The 26,569-nt window shown below is 43.8% G+C and carries 19 protein-coding genes, 5 tRNA genes and 1 pseudogene; 14 read left to right on the forward strand and 11 right to left on the reverse strand.

The annotated features are described in order from the left end of the window. Window positions 1-138: 138 nt before the first annotated feature. From dld to ACS72_RS17940, 5 genes are all read right to left on the reverse strand, one after another. The gene (gene dld / locus ACS72_RS06105; RefSeq protein ID WP_048881569.1) at window positions 139-1,833 is read right to left on the reverse strand and encodes a D-lactate dehydrogenase; all 1,695 of its coding nucleotides are present in this window, start codon (window positions 1,831-1,833) and stop codon (window positions 139-141) included. A gap of 156 nt (window positions 1,834-1,989) precedes the next feature. Continuing rightward, window positions 1,990-3,144, reverse strand: a complete 1,155-nt coding sequence (gene lldD / locus ACS72_RS06110) for an FMN-dependent L-lactate dehydrogenase LldD (RefSeq protein WP_048881570.1) — start codon at window positions 3,142-3,144, stop codon at window positions 1,990-1,992. Window positions 3,145-3,147: 3 nt separating this feature from the next. Continuing rightward, window positions 3,148-3,891 (reverse strand): transcriptional regulator LldR, encoded by a 744-nt coding sequence (lldR, locus tag ACS72_RS06115; protein ID WP_004893693.1) that lies wholly within the window; start codon window positions 3,889-3,891, stop codon window positions 3,148-3,150. A gap of 21 nt (window positions 3,892-3,912) precedes the next feature. Beyond that, window positions 3,913-5,574 carry an L-lactate permease gene (gene lldP, locus ACS72_RS06120; protein ID WP_048881571.1) on the reverse strand — a complete coding sequence of 554 codons (1,662 nt, stop codon included), beginning with the start codon at window positions 5,572-5,574 and terminating at the stop codon, window positions 3,913-3,915. A gap of 273 nt (window positions 5,575-5,847) precedes the next feature. Further along, the gene (locus tag ACS72_RS17940) at window positions 5,848-6,018 is read right to left on the reverse strand and encodes a hypothetical protein (RefSeq protein ID WP_155858011.1); all 171 of its coding nucleotides are present in this window, start codon (window positions 6,016-6,018) and stop codon (window positions 5,848-5,850) included. Between the two features lie 59 nt (window positions 6,019-6,077). Here ACS72_RS17940 and argG point away from each other — a divergent pair, with 59 nt between their 5' ends. After that, the gene (gene argG / locus ACS72_RS06125; RefSeq protein ID WP_004893689.1) at window positions 6,078-7,418 is read left to right on the forward strand and encodes an argininosuccinate synthase; all 1,341 of its coding nucleotides are present in this window, start codon (window positions 6,078-6,080) and stop codon (window positions 7,416-7,418) included. A 66-nt stretch (window positions 7,419-7,484) separates the two neighbouring features. On the opposite strand, the gene ACS72_RS06130 is transcribed toward argG, so the two are convergent. Then, window positions 7,485-8,753, reverse strand: coding sequence for a GGDEF domain-containing protein (locus ACS72_RS06130; RefSeq protein WP_048881591.1), 1,269 nt, complete (start codon window positions 8,751-8,753; stop codon window positions 7,485-7,487). 151 nt (window positions 8,754-8,904) lie between these two features. On the opposite strand from ACS72_RS06130, the gene pyrC reads away from it, so the two are divergent. The 13 genes and pseudogenes from pyrC (at window position 8,905) to ACS72_RS06190 (ending at window position 19,654) form a co-directional block, all read left to right on the forward strand. Continuing rightward, window positions 8,905-9,939 (forward strand): dihydroorotase, encoded by a 1,035-nt coding sequence (gene pyrC / locus ACS72_RS06135; protein WP_004893685.1) that lies wholly within the window; start codon window positions 8,905-8,907, stop codon window positions 9,937-9,939. After that, a complete protein-coding gene (gene rnt / locus ACS72_RS06140) occupies window positions 9,924-10,583 on the forward strand; it encodes a ribonuclease T (protein WP_008303612.1) in 660 nt (219 codons plus the stop codon). Before pyrC ends, rnt begins: the two co-directional genes overlap by 16 nt. Before the next feature lie 20 nt (window positions 10,584-10,603). Beyond that, window positions 10,604-10,679, forward strand: a tRNA-Glu gene (locus ACS72_RS06145). Between the two features lie 165 nt (window positions 10,680-10,844). Then, a complete protein-coding gene (locus tag ACS72_RS06150) occupies window positions 10,845-13,391 on the forward strand; it encodes a TonB-dependent receptor plug domain-containing protein (RefSeq protein WP_048881572.1) in 2,547 nt (848 codons plus the stop codon). An 81-nt stretch (window positions 13,392-13,472) separates the two neighbouring features. Next, window positions 13,473-13,622, forward strand: a complete 150-nt coding sequence (locus ACS72_RS18160; protein ID WP_167456609.1) for a hypothetical protein — start codon at window positions 13,473-13,475, stop codon at window positions 13,620-13,622. A 211-nt stretch (window positions 13,623-13,833) separates the two neighbouring features. After that, a tRNA-Glu gene (locus tag ACS72_RS06155) sits at window positions 13,834-13,909 on the forward strand. Between the two features lie 114 nt (window positions 13,910-14,023). Next, a complete protein-coding gene (locus ACS72_RS06160) occupies window positions 14,024-15,436 on the forward strand; it encodes an amino acid permease (protein WP_004810673.1) in 1,413 nt (470 codons plus the stop codon). A gap of 85 nt (window positions 15,437-15,521) precedes the next feature. Continuing rightward, window positions 15,522-16,414: pseudogene (locus tag ACS72_RS06165) on the forward strand (alpha/beta fold hydrolase). A 243-nt stretch (window positions 16,415-16,657) separates the two neighbouring features. Beyond that, the gene (locus ACS72_RS06170) at window positions 16,658-17,569 is read left to right on the forward strand and encodes a hypothetical protein (RefSeq protein ID WP_048881573.1); all 912 of its coding nucleotides are present in this window, start codon (window positions 16,658-16,660) and stop codon (window positions 17,567-17,569) included. 131 nt (window positions 17,570-17,700) lie between these two features. Next, window positions 17,701-17,776 (forward strand) — tRNA-Glu (locus ACS72_RS06175). A gap of 24 nt (window positions 17,777-17,800) precedes the next feature. Then, window positions 17,801-17,876: transfer RNA gene (locus ACS72_RS06180), tRNA-Glu, on the forward strand. Window positions 17,877-17,922: 46 nt separating this feature from the next. After that, window positions 17,923-17,998: transfer RNA gene (locus tag ACS72_RS06185), tRNA-Glu, on the forward strand. A gap of 243 nt (window positions 17,999-18,241) precedes the next feature. Beyond that, window positions 18,242-19,654 (forward strand): iron-containing redox enzyme family protein, encoded by a 1,413-nt coding sequence (locus ACS72_RS06190; protein WP_048881574.1) that lies wholly within the window; start codon window positions 18,242-18,244, stop codon window positions 19,652-19,654. A 53-nt stretch (window positions 19,655-19,707) separates the two neighbouring features. On the opposite strand, the gene ACS72_RS06195 is transcribed toward ACS72_RS06190, so the two are convergent. The 5 genes from ACS72_RS06195 to ACS72_RS06215 form a co-directional block, all read right to left on the reverse strand. Further along, on the reverse strand, window positions 19,708-20,952 hold the full coding sequence (locus tag ACS72_RS06195) for an NADH:flavin oxidoreductase/NADH oxidase family protein (protein WP_048881575.1): 1,245 nt from the start codon (window positions 20,950-20,952) through the stop codon (window positions 19,708-19,710). A 103-nt stretch (window positions 20,953-21,055) separates the two neighbouring features. Next, the gene (locus ACS72_RS06200) at window positions 21,056-22,642 is read right to left on the reverse strand and encodes an ABC transporter ATP-binding protein (RefSeq protein WP_048881576.1); all 1,587 of its coding nucleotides are present in this window, start codon (window positions 22,640-22,642) and stop codon (window positions 21,056-21,058) included. Continuing rightward, window positions 22,617-23,630: an ABC transporter permease gene (locus tag ACS72_RS06205; protein ID WP_048881577.1), complete on the reverse strand. Its 1,014-nt coding sequence runs from the start codon at window positions 23,628-23,630 to the stop codon at window positions 22,617-22,619. The genes ACS72_RS06200 and ACS72_RS06205 overlap by 26 nt, the downstream gene beginning before the upstream one ends. Further along, on the reverse strand, window positions 23,630-24,697 hold the full coding sequence (locus ACS72_RS06210; RefSeq protein WP_004893663.1) for a microcin C ABC transporter permease YejB: 1,068 nt from the start codon (window positions 24,695-24,697) through the stop codon (window positions 23,630-23,632). The genes ACS72_RS06205 and ACS72_RS06210 overlap by 1 nt, the downstream gene beginning before the upstream one ends. An 18-nt stretch (window positions 24,698-24,715) precedes the next feature. Next, on the reverse strand, window positions 24,716-26,557 hold the full coding sequence (locus ACS72_RS06215; protein ID WP_048881578.1) for an extracellular solute-binding protein: 1,842 nt from the start codon (window positions 26,555-26,557) through the stop codon (window positions 24,716-24,718). Between the last annotated feature and the right edge of the window lie 12 nt (window positions 26,558-26,569).

Raw genomic sequence — 26,569 nt, forward strand, 5'->3', positions numbered from 1 at the left:
ATCAGCAGTTTTTCGATCTATTGCAACATTCGTACAACCTGTATTTTCCAATATTTTACAGATAAAAAAATGCAGTGCGAGCACTGCATGAGATAGGCCAGATCATATTGTTATTGTTGTTATTCCCAGTTTTTCTGCTTATTTCCAGTATTTCAGCTTTGAGCTATGCCCAATACCGACATTAAAACTATTGGTCGGGTCCAGCTTCTGGTAATGGTTTTTTAATGCCGGTTTGGCAATGTAGAGATGCCCTACATTATGTTCAGCCGGATATTCTGCACCACGATCATCCAGCAGCTTCCACATGGCATGTTCCATTTTCAGCGGATTAACCCCTTTTTTTACAATGTAATCCTGATGGAATACATGGCACAGGAAGTGACCATAATAAAGTTTATGTAAGATCTGCTCTTCCATCTCCTGTGGCAGGGTTTCTACCCATTGGCGGTCATTCCGACGCAGCGCAATATCCAGCGCCACAATATCTTCCACTTCACTTAAATGGGTATCACGGTAACGAATTGCTGCACCAGCTACGGCAAAACGGTGCAGAAATGCCTTACGTCCTTCGTCTTCGGTGCAGAGAAAATAGTTCCCGCCAGGATGGGCCTTAAAGTAGCCTTCAAAGAAGGCCTGTACCTGTGCCACATCCTGATTTTCAATTCTGAGAATCAGATGATGCTCATACAGATCACGGTACTCGTTCATGCGTTTTGGCAAATGTGATGGCAGCATTTTACTGATCATTTGCAGAATTTTGTCACTTAAGCCACGTAGCCCCATTTTCTGCAATATCCCATCAACCTTGTCTTTCATGGCAAATGCGGCAGGCACTTTGGCAGTACCAAATTTTTCAATGAACATAAAAGTGTCTTTGCCATATTCCGCACCGATGTCATAAGCCACACGGTGAATATATTCTCCAGCAATCGGCAGACCTGGCAGATCTTTGAGCAGAAAGCGACGGATTTCTGTTAGATCATCCTGCGAGTTGGTGCCAACATAGAACACCTGACTCGGGATTTTTTCAAAAGTATCCAGACGTACTGCAAAAACACACACCTTGCCAGCAGAACCAGAGACTTCAAACAGACGGCTTGGATCAGCATTGAAGCGTGCCGGAGTATCAGCATCGACCTGACGCACATCCTGACTATAACGATGATCAGATGCACAGCGATGTTCCTGCTGCTGGATATCCTGCTCGTTATATTGTTTCTGCTCCAGATTTTTCAGAATCTCTTCCGGACTATGACCCAGATGGATACCGAGATGATTCACCAGCTCCAGTTCGCCATGTTCATTGACACGCGCATACAATGCCAGTTCAGTATAGGCCGGCCCACGGCGAACCAAGGCTCCACCGGAGTTATTGCATACGCCACCCAGCACCGAAGCACCGATACAGGATGAACCAATCACCGAATGCGGTTCACGGTTAAATGGCACTAGCTGTTTTTCCAGTGCATCAAGTGTTGCACCCGGCAAACAGACAACCTGTTTACCCTCCTGGATCACCTGAATGCCTGTCAGACGGCGAGTACTCATCACAATCACTGGACGGTCATATTCACCAAACGGCGTTGAACCACCAGTTAAACCGGTATTGGCTGCCTGCATAATCACGATACAGTCTGCTGCAACAGCAATTTGCAATACTTGCCATTGTTCTAGTAATGAACCTGGAGTGACGACCGCAAACACCTCACCTGAACCATAACGCCGGCCCTGCCGATACAGACGAGTATCGTTATCGTCCGTCAATACATATCGCTGGCCGACCACAGCGACCAGATTGTTTAAGGTCGCAGTAGCGTCAAATGAGTTTTGCATAGTAGAGCCCCGTTTCATTTTTATGGCTATCTTTTTATAAAATCAGCCATAAGCATGTTTTGGATTTTTAATCTTGAATAGATGAAATAGCCGTAATTCTGTTGTTCCGAATTGCTCTAGGATGACCACGATTTAGAGTGGTCATCCTGATTGGTTTTATTGTGAAATTTCGCGATCAAGCCTTACCAGACAATCCTGTGTAATGTCAGCAATGGTCTTGGCACCTGTTAAGGTCATGGCAACACGCATTTCCTTGTCGATCAGATCAAGAAGGTTGCTGACACCTGCCCCGCCTGCAGCACCCAATGCATAAACGAAGGCCCGACCGAGCATACAGGTGTCCGCACCCATTGCCAGCATACGCACCACATCCAGACCATTACGGATACCAGAGTCGACCAGGATTTTCAGTTCACCTTTTACCGCATCAGCAATTGGTGGCAAGGCACGTGTGGTAGATAACACACCATCTAACTGACGACCACCATGGTTGGATACTACAATGCCATCCGCACCGAAACGCACAGCATCTTTAGCATCTTCAGGATCCAGAATCCCTTTGATCACCATCGGACCATCCCAATAGTCACGGATCCATTCCAGATCTTTCCAGGAAATAGACGGATCAAAATTGGCACCCAACCAGCCGATATAATCTTCAAGGCCTGTCGGTTTACCGAGGTATTTCGAGATATTACCCAAGTCGTGTGGACGACCCATCAAGCCGACATTCCAGGCCCAGTGTGGATGCATGCAAGATTGCATATAACGGCGCATCGCTGCATTTGGTCCACTCATGCCAGAATGTGCATCACGGTAACGTGCACCCGGCACTGGCATATCTACGGTAAAGACCAGTGTTGAACAACCCGCAGCTTTGGCACGCTCCAAGGCATTTTTCATAAAACCGCGGTCACGCAGTACATAGAGCTGGAACCACATTGGGCGCTGGATCGCTGGTGCCACTTCTTCAATTGGACACACAGATACCGTCGACAAGGTGAATGGAATCCCTTTTTGGTCTGCCGCAACTGCTGCCTGTACTTCCCCACGGCGTGCATACATACCGGTCAAGCCTACAGGTGACAAGGCCACCGGCATCGAAAGGGTTTCATCAAATAATTTAGTTTCCAGATTTAGTGCTGACATGTCATTCAAGACACGTTGACGCAGCGCTACTTTTGATAAATCTTCTACATTGCGTTTCAGCGTGTATTCTGCATAAGCCCCACCATCAATATAATGAAACAGGAATGGTGGAAGACGACGTCGTGCGGCTTCACGGTAATCATTTGCAGAAGAGATAATCATAATTTAGATCCTGTTTAATCGGCTCATACGCTGCTGACGGGCTTCATCCTCATCAATCGTGCGTACTTGCTGAATGACAAACTCAATGTGTCCACAAACTGCCTGACGTGCAGCTTCTGGATCTTGACGCTCAATTGCGGCCATCACCTTAAAGTGCTGGTCCTGCAACTGATCAAAACGGTGGGCTTCGGAATAGACTTTGCGTCGTCCGAGTACCACATTAAATTGCAGCAGGTCGAACAGACTGCGCATCAACTGGATCAGCACCACATTATGCGATGCTTCGGCAATGGCAAGATGAAAACGGGCATCCGCGCGAGCTGCCTCATCGTCATCACCCAACAGCTGATAATGTGCAATCTGGTCATAACACTGTCTGATTTTTTTTATATCATCGGGTGTGGCGCGCTGTGCGGCATACCAGGCTGTACCGCCTTCCAGAATCAGACGAGACTCCTGAACATCAAAACGGTATTCAGGATCAACATCCATTAAGTCACTTAAAGGCTGCACAATATGATGCTGTGACCAGTGATTCGGCAGTTCCTGCAAATAAGTACCGGCACCAACACGGCTCACCAGCATGCCCTGGCTAACCAGATGCTGCAGCGCTTCTCGCAACGAAGAGCGCGACACGCCTAACTGCTCACATAATTTACGTTCTGCGGGCAAACGGTCCCCGACCTGCATATGATTTTTTTCAATCAGACTACGCAGACTTTGTACGACTTTATCAGAGACTTTCATTGCACCGCCCTAAGTATGGTGTTATGGAATCATCCATGGGAACACATAAGCTTGTAAGGTGATAATGATACCGATCATCACCGTGAAGGTGATACTGTGTTTTACGGTAAAGCGGAATAAATCCGATTCTTTACCGACAAGACCTACTGCGGCACAGGCAATTGCAATCGATTGTGGTGAAATCATTTTACCGGTTACACCACCGCTGGTATTCGCTGCCACCAGCAATACTTCAGGTACACCGATCTGCTGAGCCGTGGTTGCCTGTAAAGCCGAGAACAATGCGTTTGCTGAAGTATCAGACCCTGTCAGGAATACACCGACCCAACCCAGGAATGGTGAGAAGAACGTAAATGCTTGTCCTGTATGTGCCAAGGCTAATGCCAAGGTTGCCGATAAGCCCGAATAATTGGCAATGAAAGCAAACGCCAATACCATACCAATTGAGTAAATCGGTGTTTTCAGCTCATTTACTGTTTCAGCAAAGGTCGCTACTGCGTCTTTCGGTTTCATTTTCAGGTAAATGATGGTGATGATTGCAGCGATCATGATCGCTGTACCCGTCGCCGACAACCAGTCAAATTTATAGATCGCGTCGTAGTCTTTCGCTTCAGCGACCACCGGCGGCAACTTTTGAATCATTTGATGCAGGAAAGGCACTTTAATAGAAATTACTAAATCACTTAAAGCCCCATCTTTGGCAAACAGATCTTTAAATGGTTTGATGCTCCATAAAGTTACCATGGCAGTCAGTACCGCAAATGGCGACCACGCTTTAATAATTTGACCGATGCTATATTTTTGCTGGCTTGCCAAAGCAATGTTGCTATCGACCAGTTGTTCATTATCAAAACGGAAAATATGTTTTGGCTGCCAGAACTTGAGTAATACCGTTAAGCTCACCAAAGATGCAATCGCTGCAGTGATATCAGGTAATTCAGGACCTACATAGTTAGCAGTCAGGAACTGCGCCAGGGCAAAAGAACCCCCACCGACTAAAATTGCAGGCCAGGTTTCTTTCACACCACGCCAGCCATCCATGATTGCCATAATCCACACCAGTACGATGGGTACCATGATTGGCAACTGACGTCCTACCATCTGGCTGATTTCCATGGTGTCTACGCCTGATACCTGACCAGCGACAATAATCGGAATTCCCATCGCACCAAAAGCCACAGGTGCAGTGTTCACAATCAGACATAAACCCGCGGCATACAGTGGTTTAAATCCAAGACCTACTAATAACGCTGCAGTAATTGCAACCGGTGCGCCAAAGCCTGCAGCACCTTCCAGAAAAGTACCAAAAGCGAAGCCGACCAATAACATTTGTAAACGCTGGTCTTCGGTTAATGACAGGATCGATGAGCGAATAATGTCAAATTGACCGGTCTTCACTGAAATCTTGTAAAGGAATACGGCGCCAATAATAATCCAGGCAATCGGCCACAAGCCGTAGAAGAACCCATAGACCATGGAAGCCAATGCCATAGTGACTGGCATTTTGTAGAGGAACATTGACACCAGAAATGCCAAAGCCACAGTAATCGTTCCCGCTACACTGCCCTTCATTCTGAAAACAGCAAGAGCAAGAAAAAAGAATACGATTGGAATAAGGGCGATCGCGCTGGAAATCCAGATATTTCCGATTGGATCGTAAATTTGTTGCCACTGTTGAAGCATTCTCTACTCCTTGAAATGCTTGTTTGTTATTTCATTACAGGACATGTTCAAAAGCTTATTGGTATGACCAATTTAGCATTAAACAGACCAATATCGGTCTTTTATCCAGCCAAAGTTAATGAAATATTTAAAATACTGCAATAGCTAATTTATTAAAATATAATTGGTATGACCAATTTTTATATTAAAAGATGGAATTCAATATAAGTGATAGCTAAGCAACATCCGGTATTTAACAGGTCGAGAGAAGCAAAGGTTGAAATAAAATGAAGCCTATAGAACTTTAGTCTTAGCCAGCTTAAAAACCCCAGATTTGGCTAATTCAAGGCCATTTGTGATGGCTCTCTTTGCATTAGATTGTTTATTTTTTTGTCTATTTTTTAGATTTTGCATTTTTTTTGCGAAAACTTGCCATTTGAAAGGTGTTACAATATCTGCATTCAAAATTCTCCTTGGCCACCAATATAAGTGGTGCCTATATTATTCTATCGTTAGGATTAACAATGTCTGATAATGCAACTATCTTACAGAATGTACCTGTAGGCAAAAAAGTTGGTATTGCCTTTTCTGGTGGTCTAGATACTTCAGCAGCCCTGTTGTGGATGAAACAAAAAGGCGCAGAACCTTATGCATATACTGCAAACCTGGGTCAGCCTGATGAAGATGATTACGATGCCATCCCAAAGAAAGCTGAAGCGTATGGCGCAGTAAAAGCACGTTTAATCGACTGCCGTCTACAGCTTGCATTAGAAGGTATTGCTGCAATTCAATGTGGTGCGTTCCACATCTCAACTGGTGGTGTTCCTTACTTCAACACAACGCCACTGGGCCGTGCAGTAACAGGGACAATGCTTGTTACCGCAATGAAAGAAGATGACGTCAACATCTGGGGCGACGGCTCAACCTATAAAGGTAACGACATCGAGCGTTTCTACCGTTATGGTTTGTTGACTAACCCGAATCTTAAAATCTATAAGCCTTGGTTAGACCAGACATTTATTGACGAGCTTGGTGGCCGTGCTGAAATGTCTCAGTTCCTGATCGACAACGGCTTTGACTACAAAATGTCAAAAGAGAAAGCTTATTCAACTGACTCAAACATGTTGGGTGCAACTCACGAAGCCAAAGATCTTGAATACCTGAATGCAGGCATCAAAATCGTTGACCCAATCATGGGTGTTGCGTTCTGGAAGGAAGAAGTTGAAATCAAACCTGAAGAAGTGTCGATCACTTTTGAAGAAGGCTTCCCAGTTGCAATCAACGGTCAACGTATCGAAGATCCTGTTGAGTTCATTCTTGAAGCGAACCGTATCGGTGGCCGTCATGGTCTAGGTATGTCGGATCAGATCGAAAACCGTATCATTGAAGCGAAATCTCGTGGTATTTATGAAGCTCCAGGTATGGCGCTGCTTCACATTGCTTATGAACGTCTGGTGACGGGTATTCATAACGAAGATACCATTGAACAATACCGTATCAACGGTCTTCGTTTAGGTCGTCTTCTTTACCAAGGTCGCTGGTTCGATTCTCAAGCGCTTATGCTTCGTGAAACTGCTCAGCGTTGGGTTGCTAAAGCCATCACAGGTACTGTAACTTTAGAACTACGTCGCGGTAATGACTATACGATTATGAACACTGAATCTGAAAACCTGACATACGAAGCTGAACGCTTAACGATGGAGAAAGGTGATTCTATGTTCTCACCAATGGATCGTATCGGTCAGTTAACTATGCGTAACCTGGACATTACGGATACGCGTGCGAAACTGGGTATCTACACAGGTGCGGGTTTACTTGCAGTGGGTACCGGTTCAGCTGTTCCACAATTAAAAGACAAAAACTAAGTTTTAGTTGTGTCAAAAAAACCGCGCAAACTGCGCGGTTTTTATTGTCTGTAATTCAGGAAAAATTTAACTGATATGCAGCGGTTTTGAATTTGCCGAAGCAATGCTCTGATAATAAATCTGATTGCGCCCCAGTTGCTTGGCACGATACAGTGCCTGATCTGCAATGCCGAGTAATTCATCTTTGGTCATGGCTTGCTCGCCGCGATAAACCGTAATGCCTAGACTTACCGTAATCTGCTTGGATACCAAAGATTTTTCATGTGGTATTTCCAGACGTTCAATTGCTTTAAAGATATTGGTAGATACTGCATAAGCCCCATGTGCATCAGTTTCTGGAAGCAGCACCACAAACTCCTCACCTCCATAACGCGCAACAAAGTCCATATGCCGGATCGCATTCTTGATAGTTTTGGCGATGGTCGAAATCACATTATCACCCTTCTGGTGCCCATAAAAATCGTTATAGTTCTTAAAGAAATCTACATCGATAAATAAAATAGCCAAAGAGCTTTCCTGACGCTGAGCGGTAGAAAAGTAAATTTCCAGCATTTCATCAAAGGTACGGCGATTCGAGATTTTGGTCAGCTCATCATGCTGGCTCAGATGTAACAGCTCGGTATTGTGAATCCGGTGAATCTGCTCACTGATCCGCGCCCGCATGGAATAAAGAAAAATCATCCGTTCACGTGCAAAAATCATATGACTAATAACAAAACCGAGCAGGCAACTTCCCAACAGAATTCGGCCAAATACCAAAAGATTAAAGTTAGCCCCAACCAGGGTCAGGCAAATAATCGTAGTTCCAGCTGCCAATACACCAGTGATCATCATCTGAATCGGCTTGACACCAGTAAGGATATAACCCAGCACATAAATAATGGTGACAATTGCCATGGATTGATGTTGCAAGGCTGCGGTCTGAATAGACATAGTCAGACATGAAGTTGAAACCAGTGCCCAGAATATCAAGACCAGTGAAGCAGGCTGAAAAAAAGGTTTTAAGCGTTCTAAACTTGAGAATAAATAGAAAACAAATAAACTAATTCCGCCATTAATAATACCTATTAAAGACAATACAAAATCATGTACAAAATATTGTTTATCGATGATCCAGTAATCGGTAGGAATAAGGATAAGGATGCCGATAAAATAGATTAATAATCCTGCCCAGACATACTGATCGGTGTGCTTACGGGCACGTTCCAGATTTTTGGTCCAGAATTCATCTTCAAGCGGTTGAGGAAAAACTCGGCTCAATTTCTGCCCAGCAATAAGCTCTTCGACTTTTTCCTTTTGATCCTGCAGTTTTGCTAAATTATACTTATATTCCATGGCAAGCATGTATGTAATTTTTTTAGTGTTTTTAAAATAACATACTTTTTTAAATTAATTCATAGTTAATGCATCTTTTGTCAGTATTTCACATTACCATTTTCGGTATAGATGCATTATCATTCATATTATTTCTCTGATTGAATTCGCCTTGAATACGATTACGATTCTCCAGCCAGATGACTGGCACGCTCACTTACGTGATGGTCTAGCACTTAAACGTACTGTTCCTGATCTAGCTCAACAATTTTCCCGCGCAATCTGTATGCCAAATCTGGTTCCACCAGTAAAAACCGTGGAAGAGGCAAACAGCTATCGTGAACGCATCATGGCGCATGTGCCGGAAGGCTGCAACTTTGATCCACGCATGGTGTTGTACTTCACCAACAATACTTCACCTGCCGAAGTTAAAAAAATCAAAGAATCTGAGTATGTGAATGCCATCAAGCTTTATCCTGCTGGTGCGACTACAAACTCGGATAGCGGTGTAAGCGATATTTCTAAAGTGTATGCAGTAATTGAGCAGCTTGAAGAACATCAGGTACCTTTATTGCTACATGGCGAAGTCACGCATAACCATGTCGACATTTTTGATCGTGAAAAACGTTTCCTGGACGAAGTACTTTCTCCATTATTAAAGCAGTTCCCGAAACTAAAGCTGGTGCTTGAACATATCACCACCAGTGAAGCGGCAAACTTTGTCCTGGAACAGGACCGTAATGTGGCTGCGACTATTACGCCACAGCATTTACTGTTTAACCGCAATGACATGCTGGTGGGTGGCATCAAGCCGCATTTCTACTGCCTGCCGATTTTAAAGCGCCAGACACATCAGCAAACTCTGCTGGAAGTCGCGACCAGCGGTAATCCTAAATTCTTCTTGGGCACAGATAGTGCGCCGCACTCAAAAAATGCCAAAGAAAATGCATGTGGTTGCGCAGGATGTTATAGTGCGCCCACTGCAATTGAACTTTATGCTCAGGCATTTGATCAGGTCGGCAAAATTGACCGTCTGGAAGGTTTTGCGAGCCACTTTGGTGCTGACTTCTATGGCCTTCCTCGCAATACCAATACCATTACTCTCGTAAAACAAGATCAAGTGATTCCTGAGAGTCTGGACTATTTGGATGGTGAACAGATTATTCCGTTATATGCGGGTAAAACCATTCAATGGAGAAAAGTGTGACAAATGAAACTCTCCCAGTCATTGGTCAACGTTTCCGTGGATTCCTGCCTGTTGTTGTCGATGTAGAGACAGCGGGCTTTAATGCACAAACTGATGCCTTGCTGGAAATCGCTGCCATTCCTATTATTTTTAATGAGAAAGGTGAGTTTGTGCCGGGCCCTGCTCACCATGCACATATCAATCCATTTGAAGGGGCAAACCTTGACCGCCGTTCGCTGGACTTTATTGGGATCGATCCCTCTAATCCGATGCGTATTGCAATGGCCGAAGATGAGAAAACTGCGCTTAAACGTATTTTTAAATCTGTCAATGAAGTACGCCGCCAGCAAAACTGTACCCATGCCGTTCTGGTCGGTCATAACGCCCATTTCGATTTAGGCTTTGTACAGGCAGCTATTGCACGTACAGGAACCAAAAACCAGAACCCATTTCATAGTTTTTCTGTCTTCGACACAGTGACTTTGAGCGCGGTGATGTTTGGTCAAACCGTACTGGCAAAATCCTGTATTCAGGCCGGTATCGAGTTTGATGGCAAAGAAGCCCATTCTGCGTTATACGACACGCAGAAGACAGCTGAACTGTTTTGCTATATTTTAAACAAACTCACCCCACACCTGCTTGACACTTTGGTGGCGGATCAATAAGATACCGCCATCTTCTAAACGTCCCTATCGTCTAGAGGCCTAGGACATCGCCCTTTCACGGCGGTAACCGGGGTTCGAATCCCCGTAGGGACGCCATCTATTTTCCTCTGTCTTTTTATTTCTATTATTCAGCTATTTAAGTCGATTAAATTCCGCACACATAAAAAACCTATTAATGCAAATAATTCTCATTATTATTGATTATTACACCAAAGTTAATGATGATCACTTTCATTATCTTTTACAGATTCAACCCTTCTCATGCGTTTTGCTTATTCAACACTTTCTATTGCAGTTCTAACAACATTATCAACCTCTAGCTTTGCAGAAGAATCAAATTATCAAGAATCCATCCTTAATGAAGCTACGGTTAAGTTCAACACGATTATTATTGAAGTTCAGCAAGAAAATGAATTTGGAAAAACCATTTATTCAAAAGAAGACTTAGAAAAGACGCCGAATAGCTCTAAAAATATTACTGACTTTTTAAAAGTAAATCCGAATGTGCAGTTTAGCAATGAACATATGGCAGCCAGCTCACAAGCTGATTTAAAACCGACTGAAATTTCGATTCATGGTGCACAATCATTTAATAATAAATTTGTGGTCAATGGCGTCAGCAACAGCAATAACCTCGACCCTGCTGGTTCAGGAACAACCAACTACGGTGCAGTGTCTGGCGGTTCACAAGGTGTGGCAATCAACACGGATTTATTGTGTAATTTAGAAGTATTAGACAGCAACATTAGTGCAAAACACGGTGGCTTCACCGGTGGTGTGGTTCAGGCAGAAACCTGTGCGCCTAAATCTGAAATTGGCAAAGTCCATGGTAGCATCACTTATGACTATACAGAAAGTGACTGGAACCACTACCACTTAAAAACTGATGCAGACAAAGGACTTTTTGAAGGTTCATCAACCCAGTCAAACCAAAAAGAGTATGTTCGCCAAGGTGTTAGTGCCAATATTTTTGCTAAGCTTTCAGAGGTCTATGGCTTCGATTTCTATGCTTCACAACGTAAATCAGCAATTCCTGTTGAAAGTGGCTTACCTGCACCAAAACAAATTGATCAAGAAAAACGTAATACCAATGTCGGCGGAACCTTGTATGTCGATCCAAATGCAGACACCAGTATGAAATTCGGTTTCGCTTTAGGTGATTTGGAAGACAATACTTACGCAGACAAACGTCGTAACTCTCACAGCAGCACCAATAATCAATCAGCTTTGATTTTCGCGGAGATGCAACAAAAACAAGATTGGGGACAATTAACACACAAGCTCAATTACCAAAAAATTAACAATGCCCGTGAATCAACATCTGATCGTGGCATAAACTGGATGTATGCAGCAGGGAGCAAAGACTGGGCGAATACTGAAAAAGTATGGGAAGGTGCAACCTCTGCAGATATTGATTTAAAACAATCTTCTGTGAGTTATGGGTTAGATGCGGTATTTAATAACTTTAAATTTGCAGACACCGACCATCAAATCAGCGCCGGTTTTACCTATCATTATGATGATGTACAATGGGAACGTACCAAAGATTTCTCAACTTTCTATGGCGTGACATCAGGGAAAACCCAAAACTTGTTTGATCTTAAAGGTCAACAATGTCAAATCAATGATCCCCTCTGCGATGAAAATACCACGGCTGTATTCCTGAACAATAAAGTCCCTACGGTCTTTGATGGCCAATACTTTAAAAAGGGTAATGTATACAAAGCAGGCAGCTTTGCTGGTCAATATCATCAAGCAGCCTTGTATCTAGAAGATAATATTCATTGGAACAACCTCAATGCCCGTCTAGGTGTGCGTGCTGATTATGATGAATCAAATAACAATCTTAACTTTGCACCACGTAGCAGCATTAGTTATCAGCCTTTTTCCAATAAATTATTAACCCTGACTTCAGGTTGGAACCGCTACTATAATGCCCCAACGTATATGACGGACTTGCGTCAACATCTGACCTCATTAGATTTTGACATCAGCCGTGCTGATCAAAATTCTGAATGGGTTGAAGAAGTAAAAGTTTCAGCCAATGATACACGCCGCAAGGATCTTAAAACCCCATTTGCAGATGAATTTGTCCTTGGGTTTAATAGCCAATTTAAAAACACCAATCTCAGCTTAAAATGGGTGAATCGTCAGTATGATGATGAAATCACCCGTAATAGAACTGATATTCCAAATGACTATTTTACTTATTCTTATGAGTTTGATAACAGCGGTTATGGCGAAAATGATACCGTCACACTCGAACTTAATACGATTGAGCCACTTAAATTTAAAGGCACTCAACATAATTTAGGCTTAGCGGTCAATTACTCGGATGTGTACCGTAGCGCACCAGATTATACGGAAAACTTTACCGAAGAAGATCTTCAGAAGCTGATTTCCTTTGATGGCAAAATTATGCCTTATGGTGACCGCCCTGCATCAAACTATAACCAACCGATTACTGCACGTGTCATGTGGAATATTGGCTTTGATTCTCTTCCTTTAAAAATTTCCAACTTCTTTAGCTATAAAGACACCTATGAGCAAGTGTTAGAAGCGAGCTCTGCTGACAAAGTGGTGCATGATGGCGTTAAAATCGATACTTATACGCTACAAGATGTAAAACCTCGTTTTACATGGGATGTGCGCACTACCTATGATTGGAAAGTTTCAAAAGATTATTCAGCGATTTTTGGCTTAACGGTCAATAATATTACTAACCGCAATAATCTATATGTGAGTGGAAGCAAACTGTACTCTGAAATTGGCCGCCAATTTATCGCAGATATCACTTTTAAATTCTAACTCATGGACAAGAGCACTCAGGTGCTCTTTTTAATTTGCTTAGGCTATAATTACTGCAATTTCATTTCTTGCATTTGTGCCATGTTAAAAAAGATCTTACTGGTTTTAATGATTTTAGCACCTTCCGCACTGTACCTCTATATCGTCAACCGTGAAGATAAAACCGAAGCACCTGCGGAACAAACGGTTCCAGCCAGTCAACCGGCCGAATCCCAAACACCTGACCATTAAATCCACACTGCTTAAACTCCTGTAAAGTGACGGGAATTTGAGGTTTTAATGTCGATTTCTGATGCTATAAACTGATGGATACGCTAGTTTAAAATCAGAAATCACGTTAATCCTTTGTTCTTGTTTAATGTTTAATCTGTTAATTCATTTTTAGCAAAAAGCCTTTTGACAAAGCTTAGCTTAGTCCTTAACATAGCTATCACCTCGCAACGTCCCTATCGTCTAGAGGCCTAGGACATCGCCCTTTCACGGCGGTAACCGGGGTTCGAATCCCCGTAGGGACGCCATTTATTGATCTCATACGATCAGCACTTATTCAGAATTACTATTATTTGATTGCAGATTTGTAGTTTTTGACTACAATAGCTCGCTTCATTCCTTTGAAGTATTTCGTATTTCCTATGCACTCATCTCCGAATGATGCTACGCATCAGGGCAATTCTGCGCCTTTAAAACGCGCTATGAGTACTCGACATCTGGTCATGATTTCGCTTGGTGGCGCAATCGGGACCGGCCTATTTTTAGGGTCGGGTGAAGTCATTGCACAAACGGGGCCTGTAGGTGCCATTCTTGCTTATCTCCTCGGCGGTATCATCGCTTACATGGTTATGCTATGTCTGGGTGAACTTGCCGTACATATGCCTGAATCTGGTTCATTTGGTGCTTATGCCAAACGTTATATTGGACCGGGCACAGGTTATACCATTACCTGGTTATACTGGCTGACCTGGTCAGTGACACTGGGAACCGAATTTACCGCTGCAGCTTTATTGATGCAGGAATGGTTCCCGGACAGCTCCATGTGGATGTGGACACTGGTCTTTGGTGCGCTTGTGTTTACACTGAATATGATTTCGACCCGCTGGTTTGCAGAATCCGAATTCTGGCTGGCCCTCATTAAAGTTGTCACTGTTATTGCCTTTATCCTGCTGGGATTATTGGCCATATTTGGTGTATTGGGTTATGCAGGTCAGGAAACTGCGCCGCTGTTTAGCAATCTGACAGCTCAGGGTTGGTTCCCTGAAGGCCTGTTCCCCATCTTCACAACAATGCTGATTGTCAACTTTGCCTTCTCAGGTACAGAACTGATTGGTGTAGCCGCTGGTGAAACCAAAGATCCTGCCAAAAACGTACCGAAAGCCATCAATACCGCAATTTTCCGTTTATTGATTTTCTTTGTAGGTACGATTGTCGTGGTGACATGTCTATTACCACATCAAGAAGCAGGTCTTGCGGCGGAAGGTGTAAGTAGTAGCCCATTCGTGACCGTATTCCAGCACATTGGTATTCCATATGCTGAAGACGTTATTCGCTTTGTAATTATCACCGCACTGTTGTCTGCTGCAAACTCAGGTTTATTTGCTGCTTCCCGTATGATGTGGTCATTGTCTTATAGCAAACAATTACCAGCCATGTTCTCAAGAGTGAATGCACGCGGTATTCCTTACATTGCGGTAATCGTGACTATGATTGGTGGTATGCCAGGTCTGTTGTCTGAACAGTTTGCGCCAGAAACGATTTTCACTAACCTGTTGGGTATTGCAGCCTTTACCATGGTGGTGGTCTGGATGAGTATCTGTCTGAGTATGTTCAACTTCCGCCGTGAATGGTACAAACAAGGGAAGACAGCTAAAGATCTTGCTTTCGCTGCACCGTTGTTCCCGATTGTGCCGATTCTGGGTTTCCTGTTCTGTCTGATTACCTGTATCAGTATGGTATTTGATCCAACAATGCGAATCAGTTTCTTTGGCTGTCTGGTGTTTATTGGACTTTGCTATGCCAGCTATTATAAGTTTTATCACAATAAAGCTTAAATCTTAGCGCTAAAAAAAGAGCAGCTCCGGCTGCTCTTTTTTTATCTATACTGAATATGTTTCAGGCAGCCACAGCGGTGTGTCGATGAAAATTATTTATATCCATGGGATGAACAAGCAGAATTTTAGTTCTGCTTCATTAAAGCAACGTTGGCTAAGTCTGCTTAAACATGGTCTGGAACAGTCGCATCGACAGGCCTGTTTTGCCTATATCAAACGTCATGTTCGTATCCCTTTTTATGGAGATTTACTGTTACGGCATCATTTACATAATGTATTGAATGCCAGTACCTTAATACCACAAGACTGGCCACATTTCCCTTGCGTCAGCCACTTAAATCCCAACCGTTGCCGCCACATATTCATCAGTATTTACCTGAAACTTGCAAGATTCCCGAATTAAATATTGAGGATGCTCTGACTTTTAACCAGAAGCTGAAATTTATTACTAGCTTAAGCCGAAATACAGCCTTACGGGATTTTATGGTCTTGCTCAATTATTTTCCCCATCTGCATGATACGCTCATCAAAAAATTTCTGATTGAAACATATTCCTATCTGGCCAATACCAGATTCATGCAGCAAGTTCATCAGCGTATTGGTCAGCGACTACATGATGATAAACCTTGTATCTTGATCGCACACTCCTTAGGCAGCGTAATTGCCTATCATTATCTGCTTTTACATCCGGAATTAAATGTGCAGCGCTTTATTACGCTCGGATCACCCATGGCCTTTCGTGTGATACAGGAACATTTGCCGCAACCGATGACTCGACCCGAGGCCATTCGTGGTGACTGGATCAATTTTTATTGTAGCGATGACTTTCTGACTGCCTTTCCCTTATCAGAACCACCCTTCCAGTTTCAGCCGGCGATTATTAATCAGAAAATTCGTACCTCCATCTATCATCCGCATGAGATTGATGGTTATATCCAACATCCCAACGTCATCAAAGCGCTGCTGGAATTACTTTAGGATTTACTTAAACAGCGGGATTTAACTTTTACCGTTTTATTCCTATCTTTTTTCTATGTAGTAAAATCCTTGATCCGTATCTATCAATTTACTGCTTTTTCTACTTTTTTATAAATATACAACTGTCTGTTAATGATTGTTTTATCAAAGTAATTTACACATGAACACCACAAAAAGTACAGCTTGGCTTGCCGCAATTTTCTCTATACTGTGAATATATAGATCGACCTCCGTGAGGTATCGATGAAAGTTATTTTTATTCATGGAATGAATCAGCAACATCATAGCGCTGCATCGATCCGTCAGCGCTGGCTACATATACTTCAAAAAGGCATTCGCAAACATCATCACGATGCCAGATTCAGTTATTTACGACGTCACATTCACATTCCATTTTACGGGGACTTGCTTTCCCGCTATAACGTCCGCAACATCCTCAATGCTGGCACCCTGATGCCACAGCAATGGCCCAGCTTTCGGTTCCGTCAGCCTGCTCAACCTCAGCTTCCTGCACCAGTTCCACGCCCTGGCTGGCGCAAACCCGTGATTTCCGATCTTCCCCAGCTTAACCTGAATGACTCCATGAATTTCAAACAGAAATTCAAATTTATTACTACACTGAGCAAAAATGTTGCGCTGCGGGACTTTGTGTTATTGCTCAATTATTTTCCCAGTCTGCATCGTAGCCTGCTTCAAAAATTTCTTATTGAAACCTATTTGTATCTCGACAATCCGGGTTTCATGAAAGAAGTTCATGAGCGGATCGCCCGGCAATTGAATGGTCGCAAACCTTGTATTGTAATTGCTCATTCTCTGGGTAGTGTGATTGCCTATAATCATCTTATTCAACATCCGGAACTCAATGTACAGCGTTTTATTACTTTAGGATCGCCATTAGCATTCCAGGTGATCCAGTCACATTTACCACAACCGATTGTACGACCTGCTGCAATTACGGGCGACTGGATAAATTTCTATTCAACTGATGATTTCCTCACCGCTTTGCCTCTTACCCAACCGCCATTTCAGTTTCAACCTGCAATTATTAACCACGGCATTCGTACACATATTCACCGCCCGCATGATATTACTGGTTATTTACTCCATCCGCAGGTGGTAGAAACAATTCTAGAATTGCTTAAAAATCCGGCTTAAACCATGTATTTTTCAAGTATTTTCTTAATATTGTTTTAATTTTATGCACTCGGTTCAAAAAACTAGAAAAAGTGCAGAAATGCGTTTGACACCCCCCTTTTTTCACCCTATTATACGCCCACCTCTGAAACGTCCCTATCGTCTAGAGGCCTAGGACATCGCCCTTTCACGGCGGTAACCGGGGTTCGAATCCCCGTAGGGACGCCAATTTTCAGAAAGTAGTTTTATTAAGTCCCTATCGTCTAGAGGCCTAGGACATCGCCCTTTCACGGCGGTAACCGGGGTTCGAATCCCCGTAGGGACGCCATTACTTCAAATTGAAAGTAAAGGTTTTAAAATCTATCTTCTGTACTGTCCCTATCGTCTAGAGGCCTAGGACATCGCCCTTTCACGGCGGTAACCGGGGTTCGAATCCCCGTAGGGACGCCATATTCGAGATGATTATCTTAAAATGATCTTCTTATAAAAAAGCTCAGGCATTGTAACCTGGGCTTTTTTATTGCCTTCAATTTAATTTATTTTTACCATATATTCAAAATAATAAACCTCTAAAAATTTACGCACTTTTGCAAAGTCCTTGTATTTTCCGCCATAAAATCGAACAAAAACCAGACATCTGATCTTTCACATAAGGCTAAGGTAAGTTAGGAGCCAATATGCAAGGATAAGATTATGTTCACGAGTACGGAGTTTTGTTTAACTGCACCCCCATTTGAAAATCTTGTTCAAGAACCAACTAAAAGCTTCAAAGATTGGGTGGATTTTTTTCTGGATGAGCAGATCTCTAAAAAAACAAAAACAGATTCGGCAGAACAATACCTCAATCAGTTAATCCAGCACATCGATCTAAGTTCCATGAGCTGGCTCGATCAACCCGAACATGCTGCTACGCATTTTTTAGAAGAACATCATAAAATTTGTGGAATATTTCAGGATTATCTCAGCCGTCGCAAACAAGGCGGACAACGTGAATACTTTGCTACGGTATCGCATGCATTTGAATTTCTCTACCGGGTTGCACCTACAAAAATGGTCGATGGCTCATGGTTATACTCTACTCTGGAACATGCGGATCAACCGGCGCTTAAAGACCTGATTCATATTTATCTGGAAGAGCTGGGGCTAGGTCATCCACAAGCCAACCATGTCACCATGTATCAGGATCTGCTAAATAACTATGAACTCACTGCCTATAGCGAACAACTCGACGACCGCTATTATGAACAGGCAGCTGTCCAGTTGGCTTTGGCGTATGCGCCAGCTGAATATTTACCGCTGGTGATTGGCTTTAATCTGGGCTATGAACAACTACCGCTACATTTATTGATTACCAACTATGAACTGGCTGAACTCGGTATCAATCCGCATTACTTTAATGTGCACATCACGATTGATAATGCGCATAATGGCCATGCGCAAAAATCCCTGCAAGCTTTCCTAGATCTATATCGTTCTACAGAACACCCGGAGCGCTATCTGGAAATGGTCAAACAGGGTTACTTGCTGAATGACATAGGCAAAAGTTCTACCCAGATTGTGCGTGAGTTGGATCTCGATGCCCAGGTGTTGAAATTGTTTCAGCAGAAAGCTTTAATTGGTCAGTACATTCATAACCAGAAATGCCAGTTTAGCGGTAAAACCATCAATGAGTGGTTGTCACAACCTGAACAGATTCAGGATTTTTTACAGGTCATGATGGATAAAGGCTGGATTCAGCGTGGACTGTCTGTAGAGCAAAGCCGTTTCTGGAAACTGATTGATGATCCAGATGGCAAGATGTTTGGTGTATTTAATGCCACAGAGAAACAGATAATTCGTGACTGGATTCAGGGTCCAGAGCTGGCTCGACGGCTTTCTTCACATCAACTACGGACGCAAACACCGATAATCAGCCGGCAAGAACAGCATAAGCTAGAAGAACTTCGCTTGCATCTAAAGCGTTGTGACAATAATGAAGAAAAACTGGAGATTCTCACGCCTTATGTAGCACCACATTGTCATTATCAGCAGCTTGGACTTTGGGCGACACAACAGGTCTCTAAAATCCTGTTTCCTTTCCAGACCCAAGCGGTGCAATTCAGCTAAATCTGTTGCATATAAAAAGGCACCATAAGGTGCCTTTTTATATGCAGATCAGGTTATGCAGATTTACGTGAATTAATCTGTCCTTTAATCACAGCAGTGACATTGCCTTTTAGATAATGCAGGAAAACTTTTAATGGTGACAGTTTGGGATTTGGCTGCTTACCTTGAGCAATCCGTTTAAACTGTGCGGCATACCAGATGATTTCCATGATTGCCATTTTATCAATCATTGGAATACCGGTTTTAATCTTCTCTACCGCATAGCGTACATCCTGCCCTGCCACGAGCTTCTGTCCCAGATCAGTTTCTACTGCAAACGGACGGGCAATACCCACAAAATCACAGGCACCACTCTCAAGTGCGGCATTCATACCAGCAGCGGTTCTAAAACCGCCAGTTACCATAATATGGCAGCTCACTTCCTGACGGATTTTTTCGGCAAAATCCAGGAAATAGGCTTCACGGGCAATCGTGGAAGCTTTACGTTTATCCGCTTTAACGCCTGCCATTGCTGGTGCTTCATAGCTACCGCCGGACACCTCAATCAGGTCAATGCCTACGGCATCAATAGCTTTAAAGACATAGATCACATCCTCTTCGGTAATACCGCCACGCTGGAAGTCAGCCGAATTCAGTTTAACGGAAATAATGAAATTTTCTGAAGTCGCAGCACGGACTGCCTTATAGATTTCTAATAAGAAACGGGTACGATTTTCAATACTGCCACCCCACTGATCCTGCCGTTTATTGGTCAATGGCGATAAGAACTGACTGATCAGATAGCCATGCGCACCATGAAGCTGTACGCCTTCAAATCCTGCTTTTTCACAAATTGCAGCAGAAGTTGCAAAACGCTGGATAATATCCAGAATTTCATCTTCGCGCAGTTCACGTGGGGTACCAAAACTGACAGCCAGTGCCGGACTAAATGGCACTGCCGATGGTGCTACAGTTTCCCGATTCAAACCTTTTGGACACTGACGCCCCGGATGTGACAACTGCACCAGTTGCACCATACCATGACGTTTGCCAACTTCTGCCCAAGCCTTAAGTTTATTCAGGTCACGTTCTGTTTCAGCGACTACAACACCCGGTTCATTCTTGGCACGAAAATCCACCATGACATTACCAGTAATCGCACAGCCTAGCCCGCCTTTAGCCCAGGCTTCGTAGAGTTTCAAATGTGAGTCATTCGGCTGACCAGCATCATTAGCGAGTGCCTCGCTCATAGCTCCCTTGATGATACGGTTTTTAAAGATGGTATTACGAATCTGAATTGAATCTGCCAGTTGTGTCATACTTTTTTCCTAAACATTATGCTTTTATTCTGTCGGTGTTATACCCTGTCAGCAAGAAATTGACAATGACCCATGTCAATTTCATTTAAAAAGATTTGTAGTTTTAATATTGGCTGGCTGCAATTAACTGGCGGGTATAGTCAGTTTGTGGGTGCAGGAATAATTGTTCAGTCTCCTGAACCTCCATAACTTGTGCATGATGCAGTACTAAAACCTGCTGGCAGAGTGCACGTACCACTTGTAAGTCATGACTGATAAACAGGTAGCTAATTCCTTCTTCCTGTTGGATACGACGTAACAGTTTCACAATTGCACGTTGTGTAGTACGGTCCAGCGCAGAAGTCGGCTCATCCAGAATTAAAAGTTTTGGCTCTAAAATCAATGCTCTTGCCAATGATACACGCTGACGCTGCCCCCCAGAAAGCTCATGCGGATAGCGGTCTTTAAAAGATGCGGGCAGCTCTACCCGCACTAAAGCTTCCTCGACACGACTACGGATTTGCTCCTCGGTCATCGCCTTCAAGCCCAACCCTTCACCAATGATCTGTTCAATGGTCATACGCGGATTCAGACTGCTAAATGGATCCTGGAAGACGATCTGAAAATTACTACGTAATGGTCGCAAAGCTTTTTCAGACAATTGATTCAAATCCTGATTTTCCAAAAGGATTTGACCGTGGCTTTCAATCAATCGTGCTATGGCTAAAGCAAGTGAACTTTTACCTGAACCACTTTCTCCTACTACTCCAATCGATTGTCCCTGCAGCATGCTTAAATCGAGCGGCTCGACAGCAGTGATATAGCCCTTAATGCGATTCAGTAGACCCCGTTTAATGGGAAATTTGACTTCTACCTGCTTAAGTTCGAGCAAGGTTTCAGTCTGAGCTAAAGGCAGTGCCTGACCAAAATCATGATTGAGCAAGTCTTGGGTATAAGTTGATTGGGGTGAATTAAAGATCTGTTGTACTCCACCTTGCTCTTCAACGCGCCCCTTGTTCATGACAATCACCTGATCAGCATAGCGTCTCACCAGATTCAGGTCATGACTGATCAGAATCATCGCCATCTGCCGACTTTCCTGTAAAGATTTCAGCAAATGTAAAATCTGGGCTTGCAAGGTGACATCGAGTGCGGTAGTTGGCTCATCTGCAATCAGGATATCAGGATTCAGTGCCAATGCCATGGCAATCATCACGCGCTGGCGCTGGCCACCAGATAATTCATGCGGATAACGCCTCAGTTTGTCCTCAGGTTCAGGAATACCAACATCCTTCAGTAACTCCAGCACCCGTTCTCGTGCCTTGGCTTTAGACCAGCCCTGCAACAACAAAGTTTCGCCAATGATCTTTTCTACCCGATGCAAGGGATTGAGTGCCGTCATCGGCTCCTGAAAGATCATGGCAATTTTCTTGCCGCGAATCTGACGTAATTGGAGCGGAGAAAGCGCCAGTAAATTCTGACCATCTAATACCGCCCGGCCTTGTACCTTTAAATTTCTTGGCAACAAACCCAAGATTGCCAGAGTACTAATCGATTTACCTGAACCGCTTTCACCGACAATCGCCAAGGTCTGCCCGGCAGACAGTTCAAAACTCAGCTGCTGTACCAGCACCTGATCTAGACTGCTGATCTGCAGATTTCCGACCTGTAGAAGCGGTGTTGCGTTATTGACGTCTTGGATCGAATGCATCACGCGTCGCCTCCCCAATATAGATCAGTAAAGATAGAACTATGGCCAGCGTAAAGAAGCCGGATAAAGCCAGCCACGGCGCATTCAGATTGTTTTTGCCTTGTAGCAGCAATTCACCCAGTGAAGCCGCATCAGGTGGCAATCCATAACCAAGAAAATCCAGTGCTGTCAGTGCGGTAATATTAGCCGTCAGCATAAATGGTAGCTGTGACAGACTCGAACTCATGGCATTGGGTAAAATATGGCGGAAGATAATCGCGCGATCAGAAACACCAAGGCTACGCGCGGCACGCACATAGTCAAAATTACGTGCCCGTAAAAATTCAGCCCGTACCAGACCAACCAGGGTAGTCCAGCCGAACAGCAGCATGATCAGGAATAGCCAGTACACGTTTGGGGTAAACATGCTGACCAGAATCATCACCATAAACAGCATCGGCAAGCCGCCCCAGACTTCCAGAACGCGTTGCCCTGCCAGATCAATCCAGCCACCATAGTAGCCCTGAATCGCAGCAATTATAATGCCGATCACTGCAGATGCGATGGTCAGTGCGAAGCCGAACAGCAATGATATTCGTAGACCGTAAAGGATTCGCGCCAACACATCACGACCTTGGTCATCAGTCCCTAGCCAGTTTTGTGACGTGGGTTCAGACGGCACTGGCACTGCCAGTTCCAGGTTTGGCGTCTGGTAGGAATATTCAATCAGTGGCCACAATGCCCAGCCCTTGGCATTGATTAACTGCTGGACGACGGGATCTTTATAATCTGCTTCAGTTTCAAACACACCACCAAATGTGGTTTCCGGATAAGTCTTAAATGCCGGCACATACAGTGAACTGTCATATCTCACCAGCAGCGGTTTATCGTTAGCAATCAGTTCTGAACCTAAGGACAAAATGAAAATAATGATAAAGATAATAAAGCAGCTGAAGCCGAGTTTATTTTCCTTAAAACGCTGCAAGCGCGCTCGCATGATCGGTGACATTATTTGGCACCTCGCGAGTCAAAGTTAATTCGCGGGTCGATCACCTGATACATCACATCACTGATCAAACGCAGAATCAGCCCAAGCAAAGTAAAGATAAATAAGGTCCCAAAAATCACCGGATAATCACGCTGTACAATCGCTTCAAAGCCAAGCAGACCTAATCCATCTAAGTTAAAGATAATTTCAATAAACAGGTTACCGACAAAGAAGATCCCGACCAGTGCTTCCGGCAGACCCGCGATGACAATAAGCATGGCATTTCGAAAGACATGTCCATATAGCACACGCGATTCATTTAAGCCCTTGGCACGTGCTGCCAGTACATACTGTTTGCTCAGCTCTTCCATAAAAGAATATTTGGTTAAGTAAGTCAGCCCAGCAAAACCGCCAATTACCATCGCCAGCAATGGCAAGGTCATATGCCAGAAGTAATCCTTAATTTTTCCGAACCAAGACAATTCAGCAAAGTTTTCCGATACCAACCCTTGCAATGGGAACCATTGGAAATAGGAACCACCCGCAAAAAATACGATGAGTAAAATGGCAAAGACAAAAGCCGGAATGGCATAACCCACGGCGAGCAGCATCGAAGTGGATTTATCAAACAGGCTGCCATGCTGACGCGCCTTCCGGATCCCGAGTGGAATCGAGACCAGATAAATCAGCAAAGTACTCCACAGTCCCAATGACAGAGAAACTGGTAATTTTTCCAACAATAATGTAGTTACAGGTTTATCTTTAAAGAAACTGATGCCGAAATCTAGTTGCACATAGCTTTTCAGCATTTCCCAAAAACGGATATGAGCGGGCTGATCAAAACCATATTGGGCCTTGATTTTTTCCACCATCTCGTCACTCAGGCCTTTGGCACCCTGATAGCTGCTTTTGGACTGTGCAGTTTCTGCACCTGTGGTTCCGCTCATGCCCTGAAAAGTTTCTGCCTGTTGAATGGCCTGTTCGACCGGTCCACCCGGCGCAATCTGAATGACAATGAAATTAATCAGCAGAATCAAAAATAAAGTCGGGATAATCAGCAAGAGCCGCTTAAGTATGTAGGTTCCCATTGTCAGTGATATTCCTTATTATTTTTGACGACGTAAATATTGGCTCACTTGTGCAGCTTTTTGTGGATTACTCCACCAGAAGTCGAATCCAACAGCAAGCTTTGGCTTGATCTTTGGCTGCTCATACATATTCCAGTAAGCATACCAGTTGCCGCCTTTCCCATAGGTCGGAATCTGATAATAACCAGCACGCAGCAGACGATCCAATACTTTGGTACGAATCACCAATTGCTGGCGATCCGGTGCCTGAATCACCTTAGTAATAGCATCATCAATCACAGCATTTTTGATACCCGCATAATTGTAATTACCCGGCTGATCTGCTGACGCACTACTCCAGAACTGTGCCTGCTCATTGCCCGGGTTGAGAGATTGTGGCAAGACATTGGTTGTCATATCAAAATCTTTACTGCGCATACGTTCAATGTACTGAGGTACATCGACATGACGGATATTCACCGTGATCCCCAGCCGTTTCAGGTTACGTATAAAAGGCATTAAAGTACGTTGCAAACCATCTTGATGAATTAGAAACTCAAGTCGAATCGGCTTAGCTTTTGGATCAGTCAGTTGCGCATTGTGATAACGGTAACCCGCCTCGAGTAATAATTCCCGCGCGACCAGTAAATTCTTGCGATTAAAGCCCGAAGCATCCGAAACTGGATATTTCCAGTCTTTCAGCACACCAGCACGCTGAATCGGATCTAACTTAGCCAGATAAGGCTTTAAAATCGCCAATTCTTCAGCTGAAGGCATGCCCTTCGCTTCCAGCTCACTATTAGCAAAATAACTTTGTAAACGGTGGTATTGACCATAAAACAGTGCCTTGTTCTGCCACTCAAAATCATAGGCATAAGTTAAGGCCTGACGAAAGCGAATATCCTGCATTGGTACACGACGGGTATTAAATACAAAGCTTTGTGTCGGAATCGGGTTTTCATGATTGAAGTTGTATTTCACCACCATCTTGTCCTTGATGGCTGAAAAATTGTATTCCGTTACCCATTTACGTGCGGTGTATTCCTGATGTACGGTATATTGACCAGACTTAAAACCCTCAAAACCAACATCCATATTGCGGTAATAAACAAACTTCAGGCGATCAAAGTTATATTTACCCCGGTTAACAGGTAAATCCTTCGCCCAGTAATTTGGATTGCGTTTATAGCTAATGCTGCGTCCCGCATCAATACTTTCAACCAGATAAGGTCCTGAACCCAAAATGGGCTGCATAGTGATACGAGTAAAGTCTTTGCCCTGCCAGTTCTTTTTGGAATAGATCGGCATCTGTGCCAGGATCAGCGGCATTTCCGAATTATTATTCGACTTGAAGCTCATCTTGACCTGGTACCTGGATAGTACCTCGGTTTTATCCAGATCTGACAGATACATCTGCAAGCCTGGATTACCCTTGGTTGTGTATGTATCAAAACTGAATTTTATATCTTCTGCAGTGACTGGCGTACCATCATTAAAACGTGCTTTGGGATTCAGATGATAAATCACATAGGCAGTTTTTTTTGGATCATAGGTGACTTTTTCAGCCAGCAAGGGATACATCACGCCCGGCTCATCCAGGGAACTGACCATGAGCGTATCAAACAGGTATTCCACGCCATCTGCTGCTGTACCTTTGCCGTTCATGGCATTCAGATTATCAAAGGTACCATTGGCAGACTGGCTGAGATAGCCACCTTTGGGTGCTGCAGGATTGGCATAGGGTAAATGTGTCAGCCCGGCATATTTGGGCTGACTATGAATGGCGATATAAGGGGTGGTCTGCAGTGCAGCCCAAGCCCCCTGAGTAATGACCGAAATTCCACAGATATAAATCAGGCGCTTTGCAGCAGCAAACGGCATTCAGATACTCCC

The organism is Acinetobacter sp. VT 511 (assembly GCF_001077515.1).
Classification (GTDB): domain Bacteria; phylum Pseudomonadota; class Gammaproteobacteria; order Pseudomonadales; family Moraxellaceae; genus Acinetobacter; species Acinetobacter schindleri.

Excerpts from the sequence above, each read along its gene's own strand:
- dld (WP_048881569.1), bottom strand. The coding sequence starts at position 1,833 with ATGCAAAACTCATTTGACGCTACTGCGACCTTAAACAATCTGGTCGCT.
- lldD (WP_048881570.1), bottom strand. The coding sequence starts at position 3,144 with ATGATTATCTCTTCTGCAAATGATTACCGTGAAGCCGCACGACGTCGT.
- lldR (WP_004893693.1), bottom strand. The coding sequence starts at position 3,891 with ATGAAAGTCTCTGATAAAGTCGTACAAAGTCTGCGTAGTCTGATTGAA.
- lldP (WP_048881571.1), bottom strand. The coding sequence starts at position 5,574 with ATGCTTCAACAGTGGCAACAAATTTACGATCCAATCGGAAATATCTGG.
- argG (WP_004893689.1), top strand. The coding sequence starts at position 6,078 with ATGTCTGATAATGCAACTATCTTACAGAATGTACCTGTAGGCAAAAAA.
- ACS72_RS06130 (WP_048881591.1), bottom strand. The coding sequence starts at position 8,753 with ATGGAATATAAGTATAATTTAGCAAAACTGCAGGATCAAAAGGAAAAA.
- rnt (WP_008303612.1), top strand. The coding sequence starts at position 9,924 with ATGGAGAAAAGTGTGACAAATGAAACTCTCCCAGTCATTGGTCAACGT.
- ACS72_RS06150 (WP_048881572.1), top strand. The coding sequence starts at position 10,845 with ATGCGTTTTGCTTATTCAACACTTTCTATTGCAGTTCTAACAACATTA.
- ACS72_RS18160 (WP_167456609.1), top strand. The coding sequence starts at position 13,473 with ATGTTAAAAAAGATCTTACTGGTTTTAATGATTTTAGCACCTTCCGCA.
- ACS72_RS06160 (WP_004810673.1), top strand. The coding sequence starts at position 14,024 with ATGCACTCATCTCCGAATGATGCTACGCATCAGGGCAATTCTGCGCCT.
- ACS72_RS06170 (WP_048881573.1), top strand. The coding sequence starts at position 16,658 with ATGAAAGTTATTTTTATTCATGGAATGAATCAGCAACATCATAGCGCT.
- ACS72_RS06190 (WP_048881574.1), top strand. The coding sequence starts at position 18,242 with ATGTTCACGAGTACGGAGTTTTGTTTAACTGCACCCCCATTTGAAAAT.
- ACS72_RS06195 (WP_048881575.1), bottom strand. The coding sequence starts at position 20,952 with ATGACACAACTGGCAGATTCAATTCAGATTCGTAATACCATCTTTAAA.
- ACS72_RS06200 (WP_048881576.1), bottom strand. The coding sequence starts at position 22,642 with ATGCATTCGATCCAAGACGTCAATAACGCAACACCGCTTCTACAGGTC.
- ACS72_RS06205 (WP_048881577.1), bottom strand. The coding sequence starts at position 23,630 with ATGTCACCGATCATGCGAGCGCGCTTGCAGCGTTTTAAGGAAAATAAA.
- ACS72_RS06210 (WP_004893663.1), bottom strand. The coding sequence starts at position 24,697 with ATGGGAACCTACATACTTAAGCGGCTCTTGCTGATTATCCCGACTTTA.
- ACS72_RS06215 (WP_048881578.1), bottom strand. The coding sequence starts at position 26,557 with ATGCCGTTTGCTGCTGCAAAGCGCCTGATTTATATCTGTGGAATTTCG.